Here is a 16,809-nt window from a genome sequence, read left to right as displayed (position 1 = left end):
ACGGCGTCACGCGCCGCCCGCCCGCCGTGTGCGTCAGCGGCCGGTCTTCTTGGCCGAGATCACGCCGGTGTCGAAGCCCATGAGGTTGAGCCCGCCGTGGAACCGTGCGTGCTCGACCTTGATGCAGCGGTCCATGACGACGGTCAGCCCCTGCTCTTCGGCGTACCGCGCGGCCTCCTCGTTGTAGATGCCGAGCTGCACCCAGATCGTCTTCGCACCGCTCGCGAGCACGTCGTCGACGACCGAGGGGATGTCGCTCGCCTTGCGGAACACGTCGACGATGTCGGGCACCTCGGGCAGCGACGCGAGGTCGGGGTAGGCCTTCTGCCCGAGGATCGTGTCGGCGTTCGGGTTGACGAAGTACACCCGCAGGTCGCTCGACTGCTGCAGGTAGGTGCCGACGAAGTAGCTCGAGCGCGCGGGGTTCGGCGACGCCCCGACGATGGCGACGCTCGACGCCCCGCGGAGGATCGCCTGACGCTCACGCGCCCCCGGCCCGACCCAGGTCCGCTGCGACTTCAGGAGCTTCGCGAGAGGCGACGACGCCGGCAGCTCGCAGGTCAGACCGTTGGTCAGCTGCGTGGTGACGGTCTCGGCGGTGGGTGCTGAGGTCATGGCGGGTCACTCGCCCTTCGTCGCGGCGCTGAGCGCCTGGTCGAGGTCGTGGACGATGTCGTCCGGGTCTTCGATGCCGACGCTGATGCGCACCGACCCCGGCAGCACCCCCGCGTCGACGAGCTGCTGTTCGCTCAGCTGGGCGTGCGTGGTCGAGCCCGGGTGGATCACCAGGGTCTTCGCGTCGCCGATGTTGGCGAGGTGGCTGGCCAGCTCGACCGACTCGATGAAGGTCCGCCCGGCGGCGCGCCCGCCCTTGAGCTCGAAGGTGAACACCGAGCCGGGCCCCTCCGGCAGGTACTTCGCCGCCCGGTCGTGGTGCGGGTGATCGGGCAGACCGGCCCAGCGCACCCGCTCGATGCGCGGGTCGGCGTCGAGCCACTCGGCGACGTGACGGGCGTTCTCGACGTGGGCGCGCATCCGGAACGGCAGGGTCTCGACGCCCTGGGCGAGCAGCCAGGCCGAGTGCGGTGCGAGGGCGGGGCCGATGTCGCGCAGCTGCTCGGCACGCAGCCGGGTCAGGAACGCGTACTCGCCGAAGTTGCCCGACCAGTTCAGCCCGCCGTAGCTCGGCACGGGCTGGTCGAACAACGGGAACCGCTCGGTGTCCCACGCGAAGCGCCCCGACTCGACGACGACGCCGCCGAGCGTGGTGCCGTGCCCGCCGAGGAACTTCGTCGCCGAGTGGATGACGACGTCGGCGCCCCACTCGATGGGGCGGTTGAGGTACGGGGTCGAGATGGTCGAGTCGACGATCAGCGGCACGCCGGCCGCGTGCGCGACCTCGGCGAGACCCTCGAGGTCGGCGATCTCGCCCGACGGGTTCGCGACCGTCTCGACGAACACGAGCTTCGTCTCGGGGCGGATCGCGGCGGCGTAGTCGGCCGGGTCGCTCGACTGGACGAACGTCGTCTCGACGCCGAACCGGCGGAGGGTCACATCGAGCTGGGTGATCGAGCCCCCGTAGAGGTTCGCGCTCGCGACGATGTGGTCGCCGGCCCCGGCGAGCGAGGCGAAGGTGATGAACTGCGCGCTGAGTCCGCTCGACGTCGCGACGGCGCCCAGGCCGCCCTCGAGGCTGGCGATGCGCTCTTCGAACGAGGCCGTGGTCGGGTTCGCGAGACGGCTGTAGATGTTGCCGTACTTCTGCAGGGCGAACCGCGCCGCGGCGTCCTCCGTGTCGTCGAACACGAACGCGCTCGACTGGTAGATGGGGAGGGCCCGCGAGCCCGTCACCGCATCGGGGATGTTGCCCGCGTGGATCGCCCGCGTGCGGAAGCCGTACTCACGATCTGCCATGCGCCAACGCTAGCCGCTGGTCGTCACGGGGCGACCGGGGAGGTAACAGAACTACACATGCCGACCCGCGCCTCCTGAACCGAGGAGGCGCGGTGTCACTTCCAGCTGGGGATCCAGTAGTGGATGCGGATGAACTCCCAGTCGGCCAGCTGCGCCGTCCACAGCGGGTAGAAGAAGACGGTCGCGGCCACGGCGGCCACGAGCACGATGGCCGTCACGGCGATGCCGCTGCGCCGGCGGTCGATGTGATCGGTGCGCCGCCCGAGGATGATGCCGAGCACGGCGGCGAGCCCGAGCACGAGGTAGGGCTCGAACGCGATCGTGTAGAACTGGAAGACCGTGCGGTCGGAGAAGGCCAGCCAGGGCAGGTAGCCGGCCGCCACGCCGACGAGGATCGCCCCGTAGCGCCACTCGCGATGGCGGACGACCCGGTAGACCAGGTAGAGACAGGCCGCCACGGCCGCGTACCAGATGACCGGGTTCGCCACCGAGGTGATCGCCTCGCCGCAGCGCGCGACCTCGCAGCCGCCCTGACCCTGGTCGAACCCCTGGTAGTACATGCTCGTCGGCCGCAGCATCAGCAGCCAGGTGAACGGGTTCGCCTGGTACGAGTGCGGGGTGGCGAGCCCGACGTTGAAGGCGTAGACGCCGGCCTCGTAGTGCCAGAAGTTCTGCACCACGTCGGGGACCCACGCGAGCGCGCCCGTCCAGCGCTGCCCGCCCTCCTCGACCCAGCTGCGGTAGTAGCCGCCGCCGGTGACGAACCAGCCCGTCCAGGTGGCGACGTACGCGACGAGGGCGATCGGCACCGTGAGGAGGAAGCTCACGGGGGCCTGCTTCCACAGGGTGCCCGTCAGCCAGAACTCGACCCCCGCACGTCGGCGGGCCAGCACGTCGACGACCACGGTGTAGACGGCGAAGACGGCCAGGAAGTACAGGCCGTTCCACTTGACCCCGGTCGCGAGACCGCAGAACAGCCCGGCGGCCAGCAGCCACGGACGCGACCAGATCGCCGGGCCCCAGGCGAGATCGCGACCGGCGCCGCGCCTCCTCGTCACCCAGTCGTCGAGTCGGTGCGACGTCCACCGCCGGTCGAGCAGCACCGCTCCGAACGCCAGCAGGCCGAAGAACATCACGAAGTTGTCGAGCAGCGACACCCGCGACATGACGATCGCATGCCCGTCGATGGCGAGCAGGAACCCGGCGAGGGTGCCGACCAGGGTCGAGCGCAGCAGGAGCGAGCCGATCACGGCGACGAGCGCGACGGCGAGGATCCCGACGACGGCCGTGCTGAGCCGCCAGCCCGCCGGGTCGTCCGGGCCGAGCGCCGCCATGCCCAGGCTGATCAGCCATTTGCCGAGCGGCGGATGCGCCACGAACGACGGGTCGGTCGTGAAGCCGTCGGCGCCGCCCGCGGCGAACGTCGCGTCGTAGTCGGCGGGCCAGGCGGCCTCGTAGCCGAGGTTGTGCAGCGTCCACGCGTCTTTGACGTAGTAGGTCTCGTCGAAGACCAGCGAGCCGGGCCGGCCGAGGTGCCAGAGCCGCAGCACCGCCGCGAGCAGGGTGACGGCGATCGGGCCGCCCCACGCCCAGGCCCGACGACGCGCGGGGGTCGAGAGCAGGCGACCCCACCAGGCGTCGAGACGGGTCATCGCGGGCGGGCCCTGGTGCGTCGACGAGGCGGCGTGAGCGGGCGTGAGGGAGTCGACCCGCGCCTCCTCGGCGTCCCGACCGTTGACCCGTGCGTCGACCCGCGCCTCGACGAGCGCGTCGGAGGCGCGCTCGGGCGGGGTCGTCATCGGGCCATCGTAATGAGCGACGGGGCTCCCGGGGGACAATGGTCGGGTGATCGTGCTCGCCGCCACCCCCATCGGAAACCTCGGCGACGCCTCGCGACGCCTCATCGAGACGCTGTCGAACGCCGAGGTGGTCGCTGCAGAGGACACCCGCACGGCGATCCACCTGATGCGCGCCCTCGGCGTCGAGAACCGCCCGCGGCTGATCGCCCTGCACGAGCACAACGAACGCGAGAAGGCGGGCGAGGTCGTCGAGCTCGCCCGCACCGCCGACGTCGTCGTGCTGACCGACGCCGGCATGCCCGCGATCAGCGACCCCGGGTTCCCCCTCGTCGAGGCCGCTGCCGCCGCGGGCGTCACCGTCACGGCGATCCCCGGCCCGTCGGCCGTGCTCACCGCGCTCGCCGTCTCGGGCCTGCCCACCGACCGGTTCAGCTTCGAGGGGTTCCTGCCCCGCAAGCAGGGCGACCGCCTGCGGGTGCTCGGAGCGCTCGCCGACGAGCGCCGCACGATGGTCTTCTTCGAATCGCCCCACCGTCTCACCGACTCGCTCGCCGATCTCGCCACCGCGATGGGCGCCGACCGTCGCGCCGTGGTCTGCCGCGAGCTGACGAAGATGCACGAGGAGGTGCGGCGCGGCACCGCCGCCGAACTCGCCTCCTGGGCCGCGGAGGGTGTGCGCGGCGAGATCTGCATCGTCGTCGAGGGGGCGCCCGAGCGCGTCGTGGACCTCGCGGCCGGGCTGGCGCAGGTGCAGGCGCTCGTCGCCGACGGCGTCCGCCTGAAAGAGGCCACCACCGACGTCGCGGCGGCCACGGGTCTCTCTCGCCGCGACCTGTACCAGGCCGCGCTCGCCGCCCGCCCGCCGCGCCCCGCGCCCGGTGCCGCCCCCGGGCCCGATCGCCCGTAGGCGGCCCGACCCCTTTCACGCGCGGGGGTGCAAGCTCGAAGCACGGCGCGTCTGCACGGGGCGTGCGCGGCAGAGCGAGGAGTACGGCATGAAGGCGGTCCGGTTCGAGAACTACGGCGACATCGACGAGCTGAGGGTCGTCGAGATCGCGAAGCCGCAGGCCGGCCCCGGGCAGGTCGTCGTCGCCGTGAAGGCCGCCGGGCTGAACCCCGGTGAGGCGGCGATCCGGGCGGGTCTGCTGCACGACGTGTTCCCGGCGGCGTTCCCGTCGGGGCAGGGGACCGACTTCGCCGGCATCGTCGACGAGGTCGGCGAGGGTGTCCACGAGTGGTCGCCGGGCGACGAGGTCGCCGGCTGGGCGACCAGGTCGTCGCACGCCGAGTTCGTCGTCGTGCCGAGCGATCAGCTGGTGCGGAAGCCGGACGGCATCGGGTGGGAGACGGCCGGCAGCATCAGCGTCACGGGCCCCACGGCGTTCGCCGCGCTGCGAGCCGTGCAGGCCACAGAGGGCGACACGATCGCCGTCTCGGCAGCAGCCGGCGGCGTCGGCGTGCTCGTCTCGCAGCTGGCCGTGCTCGGCGGTCTCACCGTGATCGGCACCGCGAGCGAGCAGAACCACGACTTCCTCCGCAGTCTCGGCGTCATCCCCGTCGAGTACGGCGAGGGCGTCGTCGAGCGGATCCGCGCGGCCGCGCCGGACGGCGTCGACGCGTTCATCGACTGCTACGGGCACGGGAACGTCGAGTACGCGCTCGAGCTCGGGGTCGCGCCCCAGCGGATCGACACGATCGCCGACTTCGACGCGGTCGAGCGGCACGGGGTGAAGGCCGAGGGCAGTGCCCAGGCCACGACGCAGGCGGTGCTGACCGAGCTGCTGGGGCTGATCTCCGAGGCGAAGATCACGGTGCCCATCGACGGCGTCTTCCCGATCGACGAGGTGAGGAGCGCCTATCGCGACCTGGAGGACGGCCACGCCCGGGGCAAGTACGTGCTCGGCATGGACGTCGTCGAGTACCCGGGCGAGCGCGAGGGCGAGCGGGCCGGGACGGACGAGGGGTCCGACCAGGCGACCTGATCGATCGGGCGACCCGCGCCTCCTCGGCTTCGACGACCGGAGCCGAGGAGGCGCGGGTCGCGTCGCGCCGTCGGTGCCCGCACCTAAGATGGTCCCCATGCCCGCCGGCGACTCCTTCTTCATCGCAACGCCCATCTTCTACGTCAACGACGTGCCGCACATCGGTCACGCGTACACCGAGGTCGCAGCCGACGTGCTCGCCCGGTGGCACCGGCAGCGGGGTGACGACGCCTGGCTGCTGACGGGCACGGACGAGCACGGCCAGAAGATCCTCCGCACGGCCACCAGCAACGGCGTGACCCCGCAGGAGTGGGCCGACAAGCTCGTCACCGAATCCTGGAAGCCCCTCCTCCAGACCGTCGACATCCGCAACGACGACTTCATCCGCACCACCGACGCGCGGCACGAGAAGGGCGTCCAGACCTTCCTGCAGAAGCTCTACGACGACGGCTTCATCTACCAGGGCGAGTTCGAGGGCTTCTACTGCGTCGGCTGCGAAGAGTACAAGCAGCCCGGCGACCTCGTCGACGGCACCGGTCCGTTCGAGGGTCAGCAGGTCTGCGCGATCCACTCGAAGCCGGTCGAGCTGCTCCAAGAGAGCAACTACTTCTTCCGCATGAGCGACTTCGAGCAGCGTCTGCTCGACCTCTACGAGCAGCAGCCCGACTTCGTGCAGCCCGACACGGTCCGCAACGAGATCGTGCAGTTCGTCAAGCAGGGTCTCCGCGACCTCTCGATCTCGCGGCAGAGCTTCGACTGGGGCGTCAAGGTCCCGTGGGACGAGAAGCACGTCGTCTACGTCTGGTTCGACGCGCTGCTCAACTACATCACCGCGATCGGCTACGGCGTCGACGACGACGAGTTCGATCGCCGCTGGCCGGCCGTCCAGCTGGTCGGCAAGGACATCGCGCGGTTCCACGCCGTCATCTGGCCCGCCATGCTCATGGCGGCAGGTCTGCCCGTGCCGAAGAACGTCTTCGGTCACGGCTGGCTGCTGGTCGGCGGCGAGAAGATGTCGAAGTCGAAGCTGACGGGCATCGCCCCGCAGCAGATCACGGACGTCTTCGGCTCCGACGCGTTCCGCTACTACTTCATGCGCGCCATCACCTTCGGGCAAGACGGCAACTTCAGCTGGGAGGACATCTCGGCCCGGTACCAGGCCGAGCTGGCGAACGGCTTCGGCAACCTCGCGTCTCGCGTCGTGGCCATGATCACGCGTTACTTCGACGGCACGGTCCCGCTCGCGGGCGAGCCGACCGAAGCCGACCTGGTCGTCCGCGAGACCGAGGTCCGCGTGACGGCCGCCGCCGACGCGGCGATCGACCGATTCGCGATCAACGAGGCCCTCTCGTCCATCTGGGAGCTCGTCGACACCCTCAACGGCTACATCACCGAGCAGGAGCCCTGGGCGCTGGCCAAAGACGAGACGAAGCGCGAGCGGCTCGCGACGGTGCTGGCCACCTCGCTGCGCGGTCTCGGCACCCTCACCGTGCTGCTGTCGTCGTTCATCCCCACCGCCACGACCACGCTGTGGCAGAGCATCGGCCAGGGCGAGCTGACCAGTCAGCCCGTCGACCGCGCACCCGAGTGGTCGAGCGCACCCGAGGTGCAGCCGCTCGCCGCCGGGCTGTTCCCGCGCATCGAGCAGCCGGAGCCCGCGAAGTGAGCGGCCAGGGCGCCGACCCCGCGGGCGAGGCGACGCCGATGCACGTCCGGCACCGCGCCTCCACCGAGTCCGGCGGCAAGAAGCGCGACCTCAGCTACCCGGCGCCTCCCAATCCACTCGTCGTGCCGGTGTACGACAACCACACGCATCTCGAGATCGCCGACGGCCAGGGCGAGCCCGGGGCCGGCGGCGGCCCCCTCGACTACCGGGAGCACCTCGACCGTGCGTCGGCGGTCGGCATCCGCGGTGTCGTGCAGGTCGGCACCGACGTCGAGACCTCACGATGGTCGGCCGAGATCGCGGCCCGCGAACCGCGCGTGCTCGCCGCGGTCGCCCTGCATCCGAACGAGGCCCCGCGCCTCGCCGCCGAGGGTGGCCTCGACGAGGCGCTGACCGTCATCGACGAGCTCGCCGCACGACCCCGGGTCCGTGCCATCGGCGAGACCGGGCTCGACTTCTTCCGCACCGGGCCCGAGGGTCGGGCCGCCCAGCTCGACTCGTTCCGGGCGCACATCGAGATCGCCAAGCGTCACGGTCTCGCCCTGCAGATCCACGACCGCGACGCGCACGACGACGTCGTCGACCTGCTGCTCGAGGTGGGCGCCCCCGAGCGCACGGTCTTCCACTGCTTCAGCGGCGGAACCGAGCTCGCGAGCATCCTCACCGAGAACGGCTGGTACGCGTCGTTCTCCGGCACGGTGACCTTCTCGAACGCGCAGCCGCTCCGCGACGCGCTCGTCCAGCTGCCGCGGCACCTGCTGCTGGTCGAGACCGACGCCCCCTACCTCACCCCGGTGCCCTACCGGGGTCGACCGAACGCGCCGTACCTGGTGCCGTTCACCCTCCGCTCGATGGCCGAGACCATCGGCACCGACGTGTCGATGCTCGCCGCACAGATCTCGTCGAACACCGAGCTGGTCTACGGCACCTGGGACAGCGAACCGATCACGGTCGACGCCTGATGGCACGGGCGACCCTCCTGGGCCCTGCCGAGATCCGCGATCTCGCCGAGATGCTCGGCATCCAGCCGACCAAGAAGCTCGGTCAGAACTTCGTCCACGACGCCAACACCGTCCGGCGCATCGTCACCGCGTCGGGCGTCTCGGCCGGCACGTCGGTCGTCGAGATCGGCCCCGGTCTCGGCTCGCTCACCCTCGGTCTGCTCGAGGCGGGCAGCTCGGTCGTCGCGGTCGAGATCGACAAGCGTCTCGCCGCCCAGCTGCCGCAGACCGTCGGCATGCTGCAACCGGCGGCCGACCTCACCGTCATCGTCGACGACGCCATGCGCGTCACGACCCTGCCGGTCGCACCGACCCACCTCGTCGCGAACCTGCCCTACAACATCAGCGTGCCGGTGCTGCTGCACTTCCTCGAGCACTTCGACAGCCTGCAGCACGGTCTCGTCATGGTGCAGTCCGAGGTCGGTCTGCGCCTGGCCGCCGAGCCCGGCTCGAAGATCTACGGCTCGCCGAGCATCAAGGCCGCCTGGTACGGCGAGTTCCGAGCGGCGGGGCAGGTGAGCCGGCAGGTGTTCTGGCCCGTGCCCAACGTCGACAGCATCCTGGTCGCGTTCGACCGGCGCGCCCCCCGTGGCTCCGAGACCGAGCGCCTCGCGGTGTTCGCGCTCGTCGACGCGGCCTTCCAGCAGCGCCGCAAGATGATGCGGCAGTCGCTGTCGTCCCTCTACGGGTCGTCCGCCGCGGCGACCGAGACCCTCGAGCGGGCCGGCATCGCGCCGACCATCCGCGGCGAGCAGCTCACCGTCGACGACTTCCTGGCCATCGCCCGGGCGAGCGACGTCGAGCTGCTGGCCACGTCGCGGGTCGCCGCCGACTGATCCCATGACGCGTCGCACCGACCCGCCGGCACGACCCGGGCGGTCGGCGCCGTCGGGGCGGTCCGCACGACCAGGGCGACCGGCGCGATCCGGCCGACCCGCGCCTCCTGCAGGGGCCGACCGGTCCGCCGAGATCAGCGACGCGCGACTCGGGTCGGGCACCGGGCGCAGTGCGGCCGACTGGTTCGCCCTGCTCGACCGGGCCGATGCGGCGCGACTGTCGCACGAGCGCATCGCGCGCCTCCTGATCGACGACCACGAGGTCGCGCCCTGGTGGGCGCAGGTGATCACGGTCCGCTACGAGCAGGGGCGCGGGCTGCCGTCGCCCGGGCTGCAGCCCGACGGCTCGTACGCGGTCGCGATCGGGCGGAGCCTCCACGGCGAGCCCCTCGAGCTGCTCGAGCTGCTGGTCGATCGGCTCGCCGGCTACGTCGAGGGCGTGCAGGCGACGGTCGTGCGCTCCGCGACCCGGCCGAGCGCCGAGTGGACGCTGTCGAACGGCGACGTGCTCACCGTGGCGGTGTCGCCGTCGACCGGCGGCAAGTGCTCGGTGGCCGTCACGCAGGCCCGTCTACGGCTGCCCGAACGCGTGCAGCCCGTCCGCGAGGGTCTGGCCCGGGCGCTCGGCGTCATGGTCGATCGCCAGAACTGACTAGGTTGGTGTCATGACGACCGAGGCCGCTCCGACCGTGGTCCACACGCGGGCCCCCGGCAAGATCAACGTGTTCCTCGCCGTCGGCGATCTGCAAGACGACGGGTACCACGAACTCGCCACCGCCTACCAGGCCGTGTCGCTCTACGAAGACGTCCGGGCGCGTCGCGCCGACACCTTCTCGGTGACCGTCACGGGCGGCCCCGCGGTCGACGTGACGGGGGTGCCGACCGACGGCAGCAACCTCGCGATCCGCGCCGCGCGCCTCCTCGCCGCCACCACCGGCTACCGCGGCGGCGTCGATCTGCGCATCGACAAGAACGTCCCGGTCGCCGGTGGCATGGGCGGCGGGTCGGCCGACGCGGCCGCGACGCTCCTCGCCTGCGACACGCTCTGGGGCACCGGCGTCGGCCGAGACGACCTGCTGCACCTCGCGGCCGAGCTCGGCGCCGACGTGCCCTTCGCCTTCGCCGGCGGCACGGCCATCGGCACCGGTCGCGGTGACGAGCTCAGCCCGGCCCTGGCCAAGGGCACCTTCCAGTGGGTGCTCGCCCTCGCCGACTTCGGGCTCTCGACGCCGACGGTCTACCGCGAGCTCGACGAGCACCGCAAGCGGCACTCGGGCGACATCTCGCCCGTCCGCCGCCCGGTCGTCGACGCCGGGGTGCTGCAGGCGCTCCGGGCGGGCGACGCCGGCATGCTCGCCGAGTCGATGCACAACGATCTGCAGGCACCGGCCCTGCACCTCGAGCCCGGTCTGGCCGAGGTGCTCGAGCTCGGCGAGGGCAACGGGGCGCTGGCGGGTCTCGTGTCGGGCTCGGGCCCGACCGTGGCGTTCCTCGCCCCCGACCTCGACGGCGCCCTCGAACTGCAGCTCGCCCTCACCTCGGCGCGACTGTCGGTCGTCCGCGCGACGGGGCCGGTGCACGGCGCCCGGGTGGTCTCCGACTAGACGGCGCCGGCGACGACGCCCGCGTCAGGCCCTGTCGCCCGCCCGGCGCCGACGCCCGCGTCAGCGCTCGTACCGCAGCACGTTCGTGCGGGTCAGGTTCCACTCCTCGTCGAGTCGGAACCCCTTCGACGCCAGCTGCTCGGTGACGCGGGGCCGCCAGTCCTGGCGGTCGCTCGTGATCAGCCAGACGACGTCGAGGTCGTCGGTGCGGTCCAGCACGTCGCCGAGGGGGTGCTGGACCTCCCACAGGCCGTCGGTCTCGGCGCCCGGCGTCTCGAGGGTGAAGTCGGACATGCCGGCGAATGCGTCGGGGTAGGTGTCCTGGATGATGCGCGACGTCGCCTTCGGATGGCGTCGCACGGGCCCGAAGACGAGCCCCTCCTCGGTGCCGGCCGGCTCGTCGGCTCGCTCTCTCGCGACGAGGGCGGCGACCTGGTTCCAGGCCGAGCGGTCCTTCGCCTCGGGCTGTCGCTGCTCGACGTAGGTGGGCGCCGTCAAGCCGACGGCGACCAGCAGCACGAGGGCGATCACGCGCCTCCAGGGGATCGCGGCGACCGCGACGGCCATCGTCATCGCGATGGCGGGCGTGCCGAACGTCAGGTACCGGGGCGAGTAGAGGGGGCTGCCGACGAGCGAGACGACGACCAGACCGGCCGTCGGCACGATCATCCAGGGCAGCACGACCTCCGCGAACCCGCGGGCGGCGGGCACCAGCCGCAGCGACAGCACGACGATGCTCGCGCCCGCGCAGAGCAGACCGAAGATCGCGAAGCTCTCGTTCTGGTAGAACCACTGCGTCACGAGCACCGATCGGAGCGTGCCGAACGTGGGCCGCTCGATCCAGCTGATCTGGTCGTTCTGCGACGCGATGAACCAGGCCAGCGGCAGACTGGCGAGCCCCGCGACGGCCGCGCCGACGAACCAGCCGAGCAGGGCCCGACGCGACGAGCGCACGGTCGGTCGCGCGCCTCCTGCGGGGTCGTGCACGACGGCGACGGCCCCGGTGCGGGCCCACTCGTCGACCCTGTCCCGCCGGAGGCGCTGGTCGTGCCGGTCGCGGAGCACCCGCACCAGCATGGTCACCGCGTGCCCGACCACGAGCAGCGCCAGGTACAGGAAGAACGCGGCCGAGACGACGGCGAGGGCGGCGTAGGCCACCCACCAGCCGACGACGGAGCGGTGCGTGCGGGCTGCTCCCGACTCGGCGGTGCGGCGGGCCGCCACGACGAGCACGAGGGTCAGCGCGACCGCGAGCATCGCCGACAGGGCGTACGAGCGGCCCTCGCCGCCCATCCAGGTGACTCGGGGCAGCAGGCAGAACAGCAGGCCGGCGACGATCGAGGTGCGCCGGTCGACGAGGATGCGCGTGAGGGCCACGGTGAGCCCCGCGGCGACGCCCGTCACGATCGCGCTCGGCACCCGCAGCGCGACGGGGGAGTACGGGAACACGTCGAACCAGAGATGCATGGCGGCGTAGTAGGCGGCGTGCACCAGGTCGACCGTCTGGATCATCGCCCAGAGCTGACTCCACGTGCGGGTCGCCGAGACGACCGTCGCGGCCTCGTCGTACCAGACCGACGGCACCCAGAGGAACGCCCCCGAGACGATCGCGCCGAGCAGCCCGATCAGCACCGCGTCGGTGTGGCGGCGGTGGAGGAGGCCCCGAGGGGCGGCCGGCCGCGCCGAGGTTACAGTGGACGACGCGTGGTCCGCACGTCGTGTCTGGAGGTCTGCCATGTCGTCTCTGCCCCCTCTCGTCTCGGTGCCCGGTTCGTCGACCGGAGCGGCTGCGTCCGATTCGCTCGAGGTGTCGGACCGCTACTCGCGGAGCGTCCGACTGCCGGGGTTCGGCCTCGATGCGCAGAGCCGACTGCTGGCAGCGCGGGTGCTCGTGGTGGGAGCCGGGGGACTCGGCGCACCGGTCATCGAGTATCTCGCAGCCTCCGGTGTCGGAACGCTGGGAATCGTCGACGACGACGTCGTCGACCTGTCGAACCTACAACGTCAGGTGCTGTTCCGCCCCGACCAGGTGGGGGTGCCGAAGGCCCGTGCGGCGGCCGAGTGGGTGCGCGCGTCAGCCCCCGACGTGCGCGTCGTCGTGCACCCCGTGCGCCTCGGCGCCGACAACGCCGCGCTGCTCGACGACTACGACCTCGTCGTCGACGGCAGCGACTCGTTCGACACCTGCTACGTCGTCGCCGACGAGGCCGCCGCGCGCGGGCTGCCCGTGGTGTGGGGCAGCGTCAACCGGTTCGACGGGCAGCTCAGCGTCTTCTGGGACGATGCGCCCGATGGCCGCGCGGTCGACTACCGCGACCTGCATCCGGCACCTCCCGCCGCCGGCTGGGACGAGTCGTGCGCCGACGTCGGGGTCCTCGGCCCGCTCTGCGGCACCGTCGGCACGGCCATGGCCACCGAGGCGGTCAAGCTGCTCACGGGCGTGGGCGAGCCCCTGCTCGGGCGCGTGGTGACCATCGACGCGCTCGACGCGACCTGGCGCGAGAGCAGGCTGGCACGGGCGCCGCATCGGGCCGAGGCGCGGGCCACGGCGAACGGGCTGCGCCGCGCCTCCTCGGCCCCCGCGTCCGTTCCCGACTCCGCTTCGGAGGCGAGCACCGCTCCCGACTCCGCCGCTGTCGCCGTCGGCAACTCAGGCGCAGAGGCCGCTGAGCGGAGACCCGCCCGCTCAGAGGTCGCTGCGCCTGAGTTGTCGACGATGCTGCAGGCGAGGGAGGCGGGCGGCGCCGACTTCACGCTGCTCGACGTGCGCGAGGTCGACGAGCACGCCTTCGCCCACATCGACGGCGACGTGCAGGCCCCCGGGTACGGCACGCGCACCCGTCAGCGACCCGAGCTGGACCCCTCGGTGCCGGTGGTCGTCTACTGCGCGCGCGGCCCCCGGGCACGCTCCGCCGCCGAGCTGCTCGCGCGCGACGGGTTCGACGTCACCGTGCTGCACGGCGGCATGCTGGGTTGGCAGCTGGCGCAGCAGGGCGCCGCCGCCGGCTGAGACGGCGGGGTCGAGAGGCGCAGAGCCGCGCCGACCCGAGGGGCGTCAGCCTCCGGCGAAGGGCGGCATGACGTCGATCACGGCACCGTCGAGGACGAGCTGCTCGCGGTCGCGCGTGGTGATCCCGTCGACCAGGAACGAGCAGCGCAGCATGACATCGCGGAAGTCCGCCGCCGACATCCCCTCGACGGGGCGCACCTCCGTCAGCAGTCGACCGATGGTGGGGCGTTCGCCGGTCGGCACCGCGATGCGCTGCTCGTCACGCCCGACGGCGGCGCGCGCCGCAGCGAAGAACCGCAGCGTCGCGGTCGTCGGCTCGGCAGCCCGATCCGCGGCACCCGAGACGCCAGCCGGCCCCGACGCGACAGCCGGCCCTGACGAACCCGCGCGTCCCGTGTCGTCGGTCAGTGTCGTCATGTCAGCCTCCGATGGCGCTCATGGTGCGGGCGGGTTGCACGAAGTCGGGGTCGTCGATGCCGTGACCCTTGGGCTTGGCCCACATCGCGGCCCGCCAGGCGTCGGCCAGGTCGTCGTCCGAGCCGCCGGCGCGCAGCAGATCGCGCAGTCCGGTCTCGCCCTCGCTGAACAGGCAGCTGCGGATCCCGCCCTCGGCCGTCATGCGGGTGCGGCGGCAGTCGGCGCAGAACGGCTCGCTGACCGAGGCGATGATGCCCACCCGGCCGTGCAGTCCGGCGTCGGCGTCGCGCCCGACCGCGTCGAACAGCTCGGCCGGGGCGCCGTCGCGCTCGACGTCGGCGGGGCGCAGGTCGAACCGGGTCGCGAGGAGCGAGTGGATGTCGCGCGAGGTCACGAAGGAGGCGCGGTCCCAGCTGCGGTCGGCGTCAAGGGGCATCTGCTCGATGAAGCGCAGCTCGTGGCCGCCGCGCAGAGACCAGGCGAGCAGCTCGGGCGCCTCGTGGTCGTTGACCCCGGGCAGCAGCACGGCGTTGATCTTGACGGGGGTCAGCCCGGCCGCGGCCGCGGCGTCGACACCGGCCAGCACCTTGTCGAGGAACGGCCTGCGCGAGACCTTCATGAACGTCTCGGCGTGCAGCGAGTCGAGCGAGACGTTGACGCGGTCGAGGCCGGCGTCGGCGAGGGCCTGCGCGCGGTGGGCGAGACCGATGGCGTTGGTGGTCAGCGACACCTCGGGTCGGGGTTCGAGGGCGGCCACGCGACGCACGATGTCGATCAGGTCGGCGCGCAGCAGCGGCTCGCCGCCGGTGAACCGCACCTGGCGGATCCCGAGGAGGCGCACCCCGATGTCGACCAGCCGCACGATCTCGTCGGCATCGAGCGCCTGTTCGCGGGGCAGGTTCGGCAGGCCGTCGGCGGGCATGCAGTACGTGCACCGCAGATTGCACTTGTCGGTCAGCGAGACGCGGAGGTCGGTGGCGCTGCGTCCGAACCGGTCGAGCAGCCAGGGCGCCGTCTCGGCGGACGGCCGGGGCACCGGGGGGAGGGTGTCACGAGCCCGACCGGGCATCGTGGGCAGTCCGAGTGAGACGGTCATCTGTCGAGGTTAAGCCCCGTCGCCGGGATCCGCGCCCAGGGAGCAGCCTCCGCACCCGACGGGCGTCGTCCGCGAGACCGTCCAGCAGCCGATCGGCGAACCCCGGTCGTGCGCGCCAGAGCGACACGAGCAGGATGACCAGCACCGCCGTGGCGAGCGACGACCGCTGCAGCGCCAGCCCCGGTTCGAACTGCCGCACGAGCAGCGCCACGGGGATCGCCAGCCACTCCCACCGGCCGGTCATGGCCACGAACGGCACGAGCAGCAGGGCGTACCAGGGGTACCGCGGGCTGACGGCGACGAGGGTGACCCCGATCATGACGAGCTGCCCGAGCCAGGGGTCGTCGGGGTCGGTCTTGAGCCAGACGAGCAGACCGGTGACGCCGACGACGAGCGCGACGACCGGTGTGGCCCAGGCGTCGGGCACCCAGGCGGACACGAGGGCGAACCGGCTGCCGTCCTCGTAGCCCTCCTCCGTGAGGTAGCCGGGCAGATAGCCGAGAACGGCCAGGCCGGTCGACACGACGTAGGGCACGTAGAGCACCGCGAAGGTGAGGACGGCGCCCACGATCACCTTGTGCGGCTGGCGGCGGAGCAGCGCCGGCGCCGCGATCACGGGGATGAGCTTGGTGGCGATGGCCGCCCCGAGGGCGATCCCGCCCCGCCATCGACGCCGCGTCGAGACGAGCAGCGACGCGGCGAGCACGAGCACCCCGCCGAGCAGATCGACGTGCGAGTTCGTGACCCCCTCGCTGTACACGAGCGGACACCAGCCCCAGAGGGCGGCCCACCGGGGGTCGAGCCCACGGCGACGGAGCGCCACGAGCAGGGCTGCGGTGGTGGCCAGCACCATGACCAGGCCGAGCATCTGCAGCGGCGCGAACTCGGCGTCGGGCCCCACGACCGCCCGCACGGCCCAGAAGTACAGCTCGGCGGTGGGCGGGTAGATCGTGGGCACGTCGGGTCGGTTGATGGCCGTGCAGACGACGTCGCCCGTCTCCGTGTCGTAGCCGCGGTGGATCTGCCGGGTCTCCTGTCCGCAGCGGAGCCCGATCGTGCCGTCGTCGCGGGTGAACTCGGCGGCGGGCGGGAAGATCCACTCGGGGCGGAGGTCGCGCAGCTCGCCGGCCTCGGGCGTGTACTCGTACGGCGACACCCCGTCCGCCTGCACGATGCCGTCCCAGGCGTAGCGCGCGGGGTCGGTGCTCGTGTTGGGCGGGCTCAGCAGCGACGCGCCGCCGACGACCGCCGCGCCGATCAGCACGAGCGCGGTGACGGCCCGCGCGGGCACGCGACGCAGCAGCACGAGGGCGACGGCGAAGAGCAGCCAGCAGATCGTCGTCCAGTAGACGAAGTCGTCTCGCGTCTCCTTCGCGACGAATCCGAGGGTCAGCAGCCCCCAACCCACGGCGACGGCCAAACCGCCGACGGCCACCGCCGCGAATAGAGTACGCACGAGACCCAGTCTGTCGGACGCCCGCCCG

General features: G+C 72.2%; 15 protein-coding genes. 8 read left to right on the top strand and 7 right to left on the bottom strand.

Going from position 1 to position 16,809, the window contains the following annotated elements:
• Positions 1–33: 33 nt before the first annotated feature.
• The 3 genes from SOM11_RS02300 to SOM11_RS02290 all read right to left on the bottom strand — a co-directional run bounded on the left by SOM11_RS02300 (position 34) and on the right by SOM11_RS02290 (position 3,713).
• Entirely contained in the window at positions 34–615 is a 582-nt protein-coding gene (locus tag SOM11_RS02300) for a CoA-binding protein (RefSeq protein WP_192059506.1), read from the bottom strand.
• A gap of 6 nt (positions 616–621) precedes the next feature.
• Complete coding sequence (locus tag SOM11_RS02295; protein WP_192059509.1) at positions 622–1,914, bottom strand: O-acetylhomoserine aminocarboxypropyltransferase/cysteine synthase family protein; 1,293 nt, start codon at positions 1,912–1,914, stop codon at positions 622–624.
• Between the two features lie 95 nt (positions 1,915–2,009).
• Positions 2,010–3,713 carry a dolichyl-phosphate-mannose--protein mannosyltransferase gene (locus SOM11_RS02290; protein WP_320477071.1) on the bottom strand — a complete coding sequence of 568 codons (1,704 nt, stop codon included), beginning with the start codon at positions 3,711–3,713 and terminating at the stop codon, positions 2,010–2,012.
• Between the two features lie 46 nt (positions 3,714–3,759).
• Between SOM11_RS02290 and rsmI the strand changes: the two genes are divergently transcribed.
• From rsmI to SOM11_RS02255, 7 genes are all read left to right on the top strand, one after another.
• Positions 3,760–4,620, top strand: coding sequence for a 16S rRNA (cytidine(1402)-2'-O)-methyltransferase (gene rsmI, locus SOM11_RS02285; protein WP_192059513.1), 861 nt, complete (start codon positions 3,760–3,762; stop codon positions 4,618–4,620).
• Between the two features lie 88 nt (positions 4,621–4,708).
• Positions 4,709–5,695 carry an NADP-dependent oxidoreductase gene (locus SOM11_RS02280; RefSeq protein WP_320477070.1) on the top strand — a complete coding sequence of 329 codons (987 nt, stop codon included), beginning with the start codon at positions 4,709–4,711 and terminating at the stop codon, positions 5,693–5,695.
• 97 nt (positions 5,696–5,792) lie between these two features.
• Positions 5,793–7,361: a methionine--tRNA ligase gene (metG, locus tag SOM11_RS02275; protein WP_320477069.1), complete on the top strand. Its 1,569-nt coding sequence runs from the start codon at positions 5,793–5,795 to the stop codon at positions 7,359–7,361.
• Positions 7,362–7,399: 38 nt separating this feature from the next.
• Entirely contained in the window at positions 7,400–8,323 is a 924-nt protein-coding gene (locus SOM11_RS02270; protein WP_320477103.1) for a TatD family hydrolase, read from the top strand.
• Positions 8,323–9,198: a 16S rRNA (adenine(1518)-N(6)/adenine(1519)-N(6))-dimethyltransferase RsmA gene (gene rsmA, locus SOM11_RS02265; protein WP_320477068.1), complete on the top strand. Its 876-nt coding sequence runs from the start codon at positions 8,323–8,325 to the stop codon at positions 9,196–9,198. Before SOM11_RS02270 ends, rsmA begins: the two co-directional genes overlap by 1 nt.
• A gap of 4 nt (positions 9,199–9,202) precedes the next feature.
• The gene (locus SOM11_RS02260) at positions 9,203–9,850 is read left to right on the top strand and encodes a hypothetical protein (protein ID WP_320477067.1); all 648 of its coding nucleotides are present in this window, start codon (positions 9,203–9,205) and stop codon (positions 9,848–9,850) included.
• A gap of 13 nt (positions 9,851–9,863) precedes the next feature.
• Positions 9,864–10,802, top strand: coding sequence for a 4-(cytidine 5'-diphospho)-2-C-methyl-D-erythritol kinase (locus tag SOM11_RS02255; RefSeq protein WP_192059526.1), 939 nt, complete (start codon positions 9,864–9,866; stop codon positions 10,800–10,802).
• A gap of 60 nt (positions 10,803–10,862) precedes the next feature.
• Here SOM11_RS02255 and SOM11_RS02250 read toward each other — a convergent pair whose 3' ends face one another.
• The gene (locus SOM11_RS02250; protein WP_320477066.1) at positions 10,863–12,539 is read right to left on the bottom strand and encodes a hypothetical protein; all 1,677 of its coding nucleotides are present in this window, start codon (positions 12,537–12,539) and stop codon (positions 10,863–10,865) included.
• On the opposite strand from SOM11_RS02250, the gene SOM11_RS02245 reads away from it, so the two are divergent.
• Positions 12,538–13,812: a ThiF family adenylyltransferase gene (locus SOM11_RS02245; RefSeq protein WP_320477065.1), complete on the top strand. Its 1,275-nt coding sequence runs from the start codon at positions 12,538–12,540 to the stop codon at positions 13,810–13,812. The genes SOM11_RS02250 and SOM11_RS02245 overlap by 2 nt on opposite strands.
• 45 nt (positions 13,813–13,857) lie before the next feature.
• On the opposite strand, the gene SOM11_RS02240 is transcribed toward SOM11_RS02245, so the two are convergent.
• Genes SOM11_RS02240 through SOM11_RS02230 form a run of 3 tightly spaced genes read right to left on the bottom strand, consistent with a single transcriptional unit; the run spans position 13,858 to position 16,781 of the window.
• Positions 13,858–14,229 carry a MoaD/ThiS family protein gene (locus tag SOM11_RS02240; RefSeq protein WP_320477064.1) on the bottom strand — a complete coding sequence of 124 codons (372 nt, stop codon included), beginning with the start codon at positions 14,227–14,229 and terminating at the stop codon, positions 13,858–13,860.
• Position 14,230: 1 nt separating this feature from the next.
• Positions 14,231–15,325, bottom strand: coding sequence for a GTP 3',8-cyclase MoaA (moaA, locus tag SOM11_RS02235; RefSeq protein WP_192059532.1), 1,095 nt, complete (start codon positions 15,323–15,325; stop codon positions 14,231–14,233).
• Entirely contained in the window at positions 15,279–16,781 is a 1,503-nt protein-coding gene (locus tag SOM11_RS02230; protein WP_320477063.1) for a glycosyltransferase 87 family protein, read from the bottom strand. The genes moaA and SOM11_RS02230 overlap by 47 nt, the downstream gene beginning before the upstream one ends.
• Positions 16,782–16,809: the final 28 nt, after the last annotated feature.

This window comes from Frigoribacterium sp. CFBP9029 (assembly GCF_034045305.1).
Taxonomy (GTDB): domain Bacteria; phylum Actinomycetota; class Actinomycetes; order Actinomycetales; family Microbacteriaceae; genus Frigoribacterium.
This window is presented reverse-complemented; position numbering and strand designations above follow the sequence as displayed.

Bases quoted from the DNA above. Each gene is read 5' to 3' on its own strand.
- SOM11_RS02250 (WP_320477066.1), bottom strand. From the start codon at position 12,539: ATGGCAGACCTCCAGACACGACGTGCGGACCACGCGTCGTCCACTGTA.
- moaA (WP_192059532.1), bottom strand. From the start codon at position 15,325: ATGACCGTCTCACTCGGACTGCCCACGATGCCCGGTCGGGCTCGTGAC.
- metG (WP_320477069.1), top strand. From the start codon at position 5,793: ATGCCCGCCGGCGACTCCTTCTTCATCGCAACGCCCATCTTCTACGTC.
- SOM11_RS02290 (WP_320477071.1), bottom strand. From the start codon at position 3,713: ATGACGACCCCGCCCGAGCGCGCCTCCGACGCGCTCGTCGAGGCGCGG.
- SOM11_RS02255 (WP_192059526.1), top strand. From the start codon at position 9,864: ATGACGACCGAGGCCGCTCCGACCGTGGTCCACACGCGGGCCCCCGGC.
- SOM11_RS02260 (WP_320477067.1), top strand. From the start codon at position 9,203: ATGACGCGTCGCACCGACCCGCCGGCACGACCCGGGCGGTCGGCGCCG.
- SOM11_RS02280 (WP_320477070.1), top strand. From the start codon at position 4,709: ATGAAGGCGGTCCGGTTCGAGAACTACGGCGACATCGACGAGCTGAGG.
- SOM11_RS02270 (WP_320477103.1), top strand. From the start codon at position 7,400: ATGCACGTCCGGCACCGCGCCTCCACCGAGTCCGGCGGCAAGAAGCGC.
- rsmA (WP_320477068.1), top strand. From the start codon at position 8,323: ATGGCACGGGCGACCCTCCTGGGCCCTGCCGAGATCCGCGATCTCGCC.
- SOM11_RS02245 (WP_320477065.1), top strand. From the start codon at position 12,538: ATGTCGTCTCTGCCCCCTCTCGTCTCGGTGCCCGGTTCGTCGACCGGA.
- SOM11_RS02240 (WP_320477064.1), bottom strand. From the start codon at position 14,229: ATGACGACACTGACCGACGACACGGGACGCGCGGGTTCGTCAGGGCCG.
- SOM11_RS02300 (WP_192059506.1), bottom strand. From the start codon at position 615: ATGACCTCAGCACCCACCGCCGAGACCGTCACCACGCAGCTGACCAAC.
- SOM11_RS02295 (WP_192059509.1), bottom strand. From the start codon at position 1,914: ATGGCAGATCGTGAGTACGGCTTCCGCACGCGGGCGATCCACGCGGGC.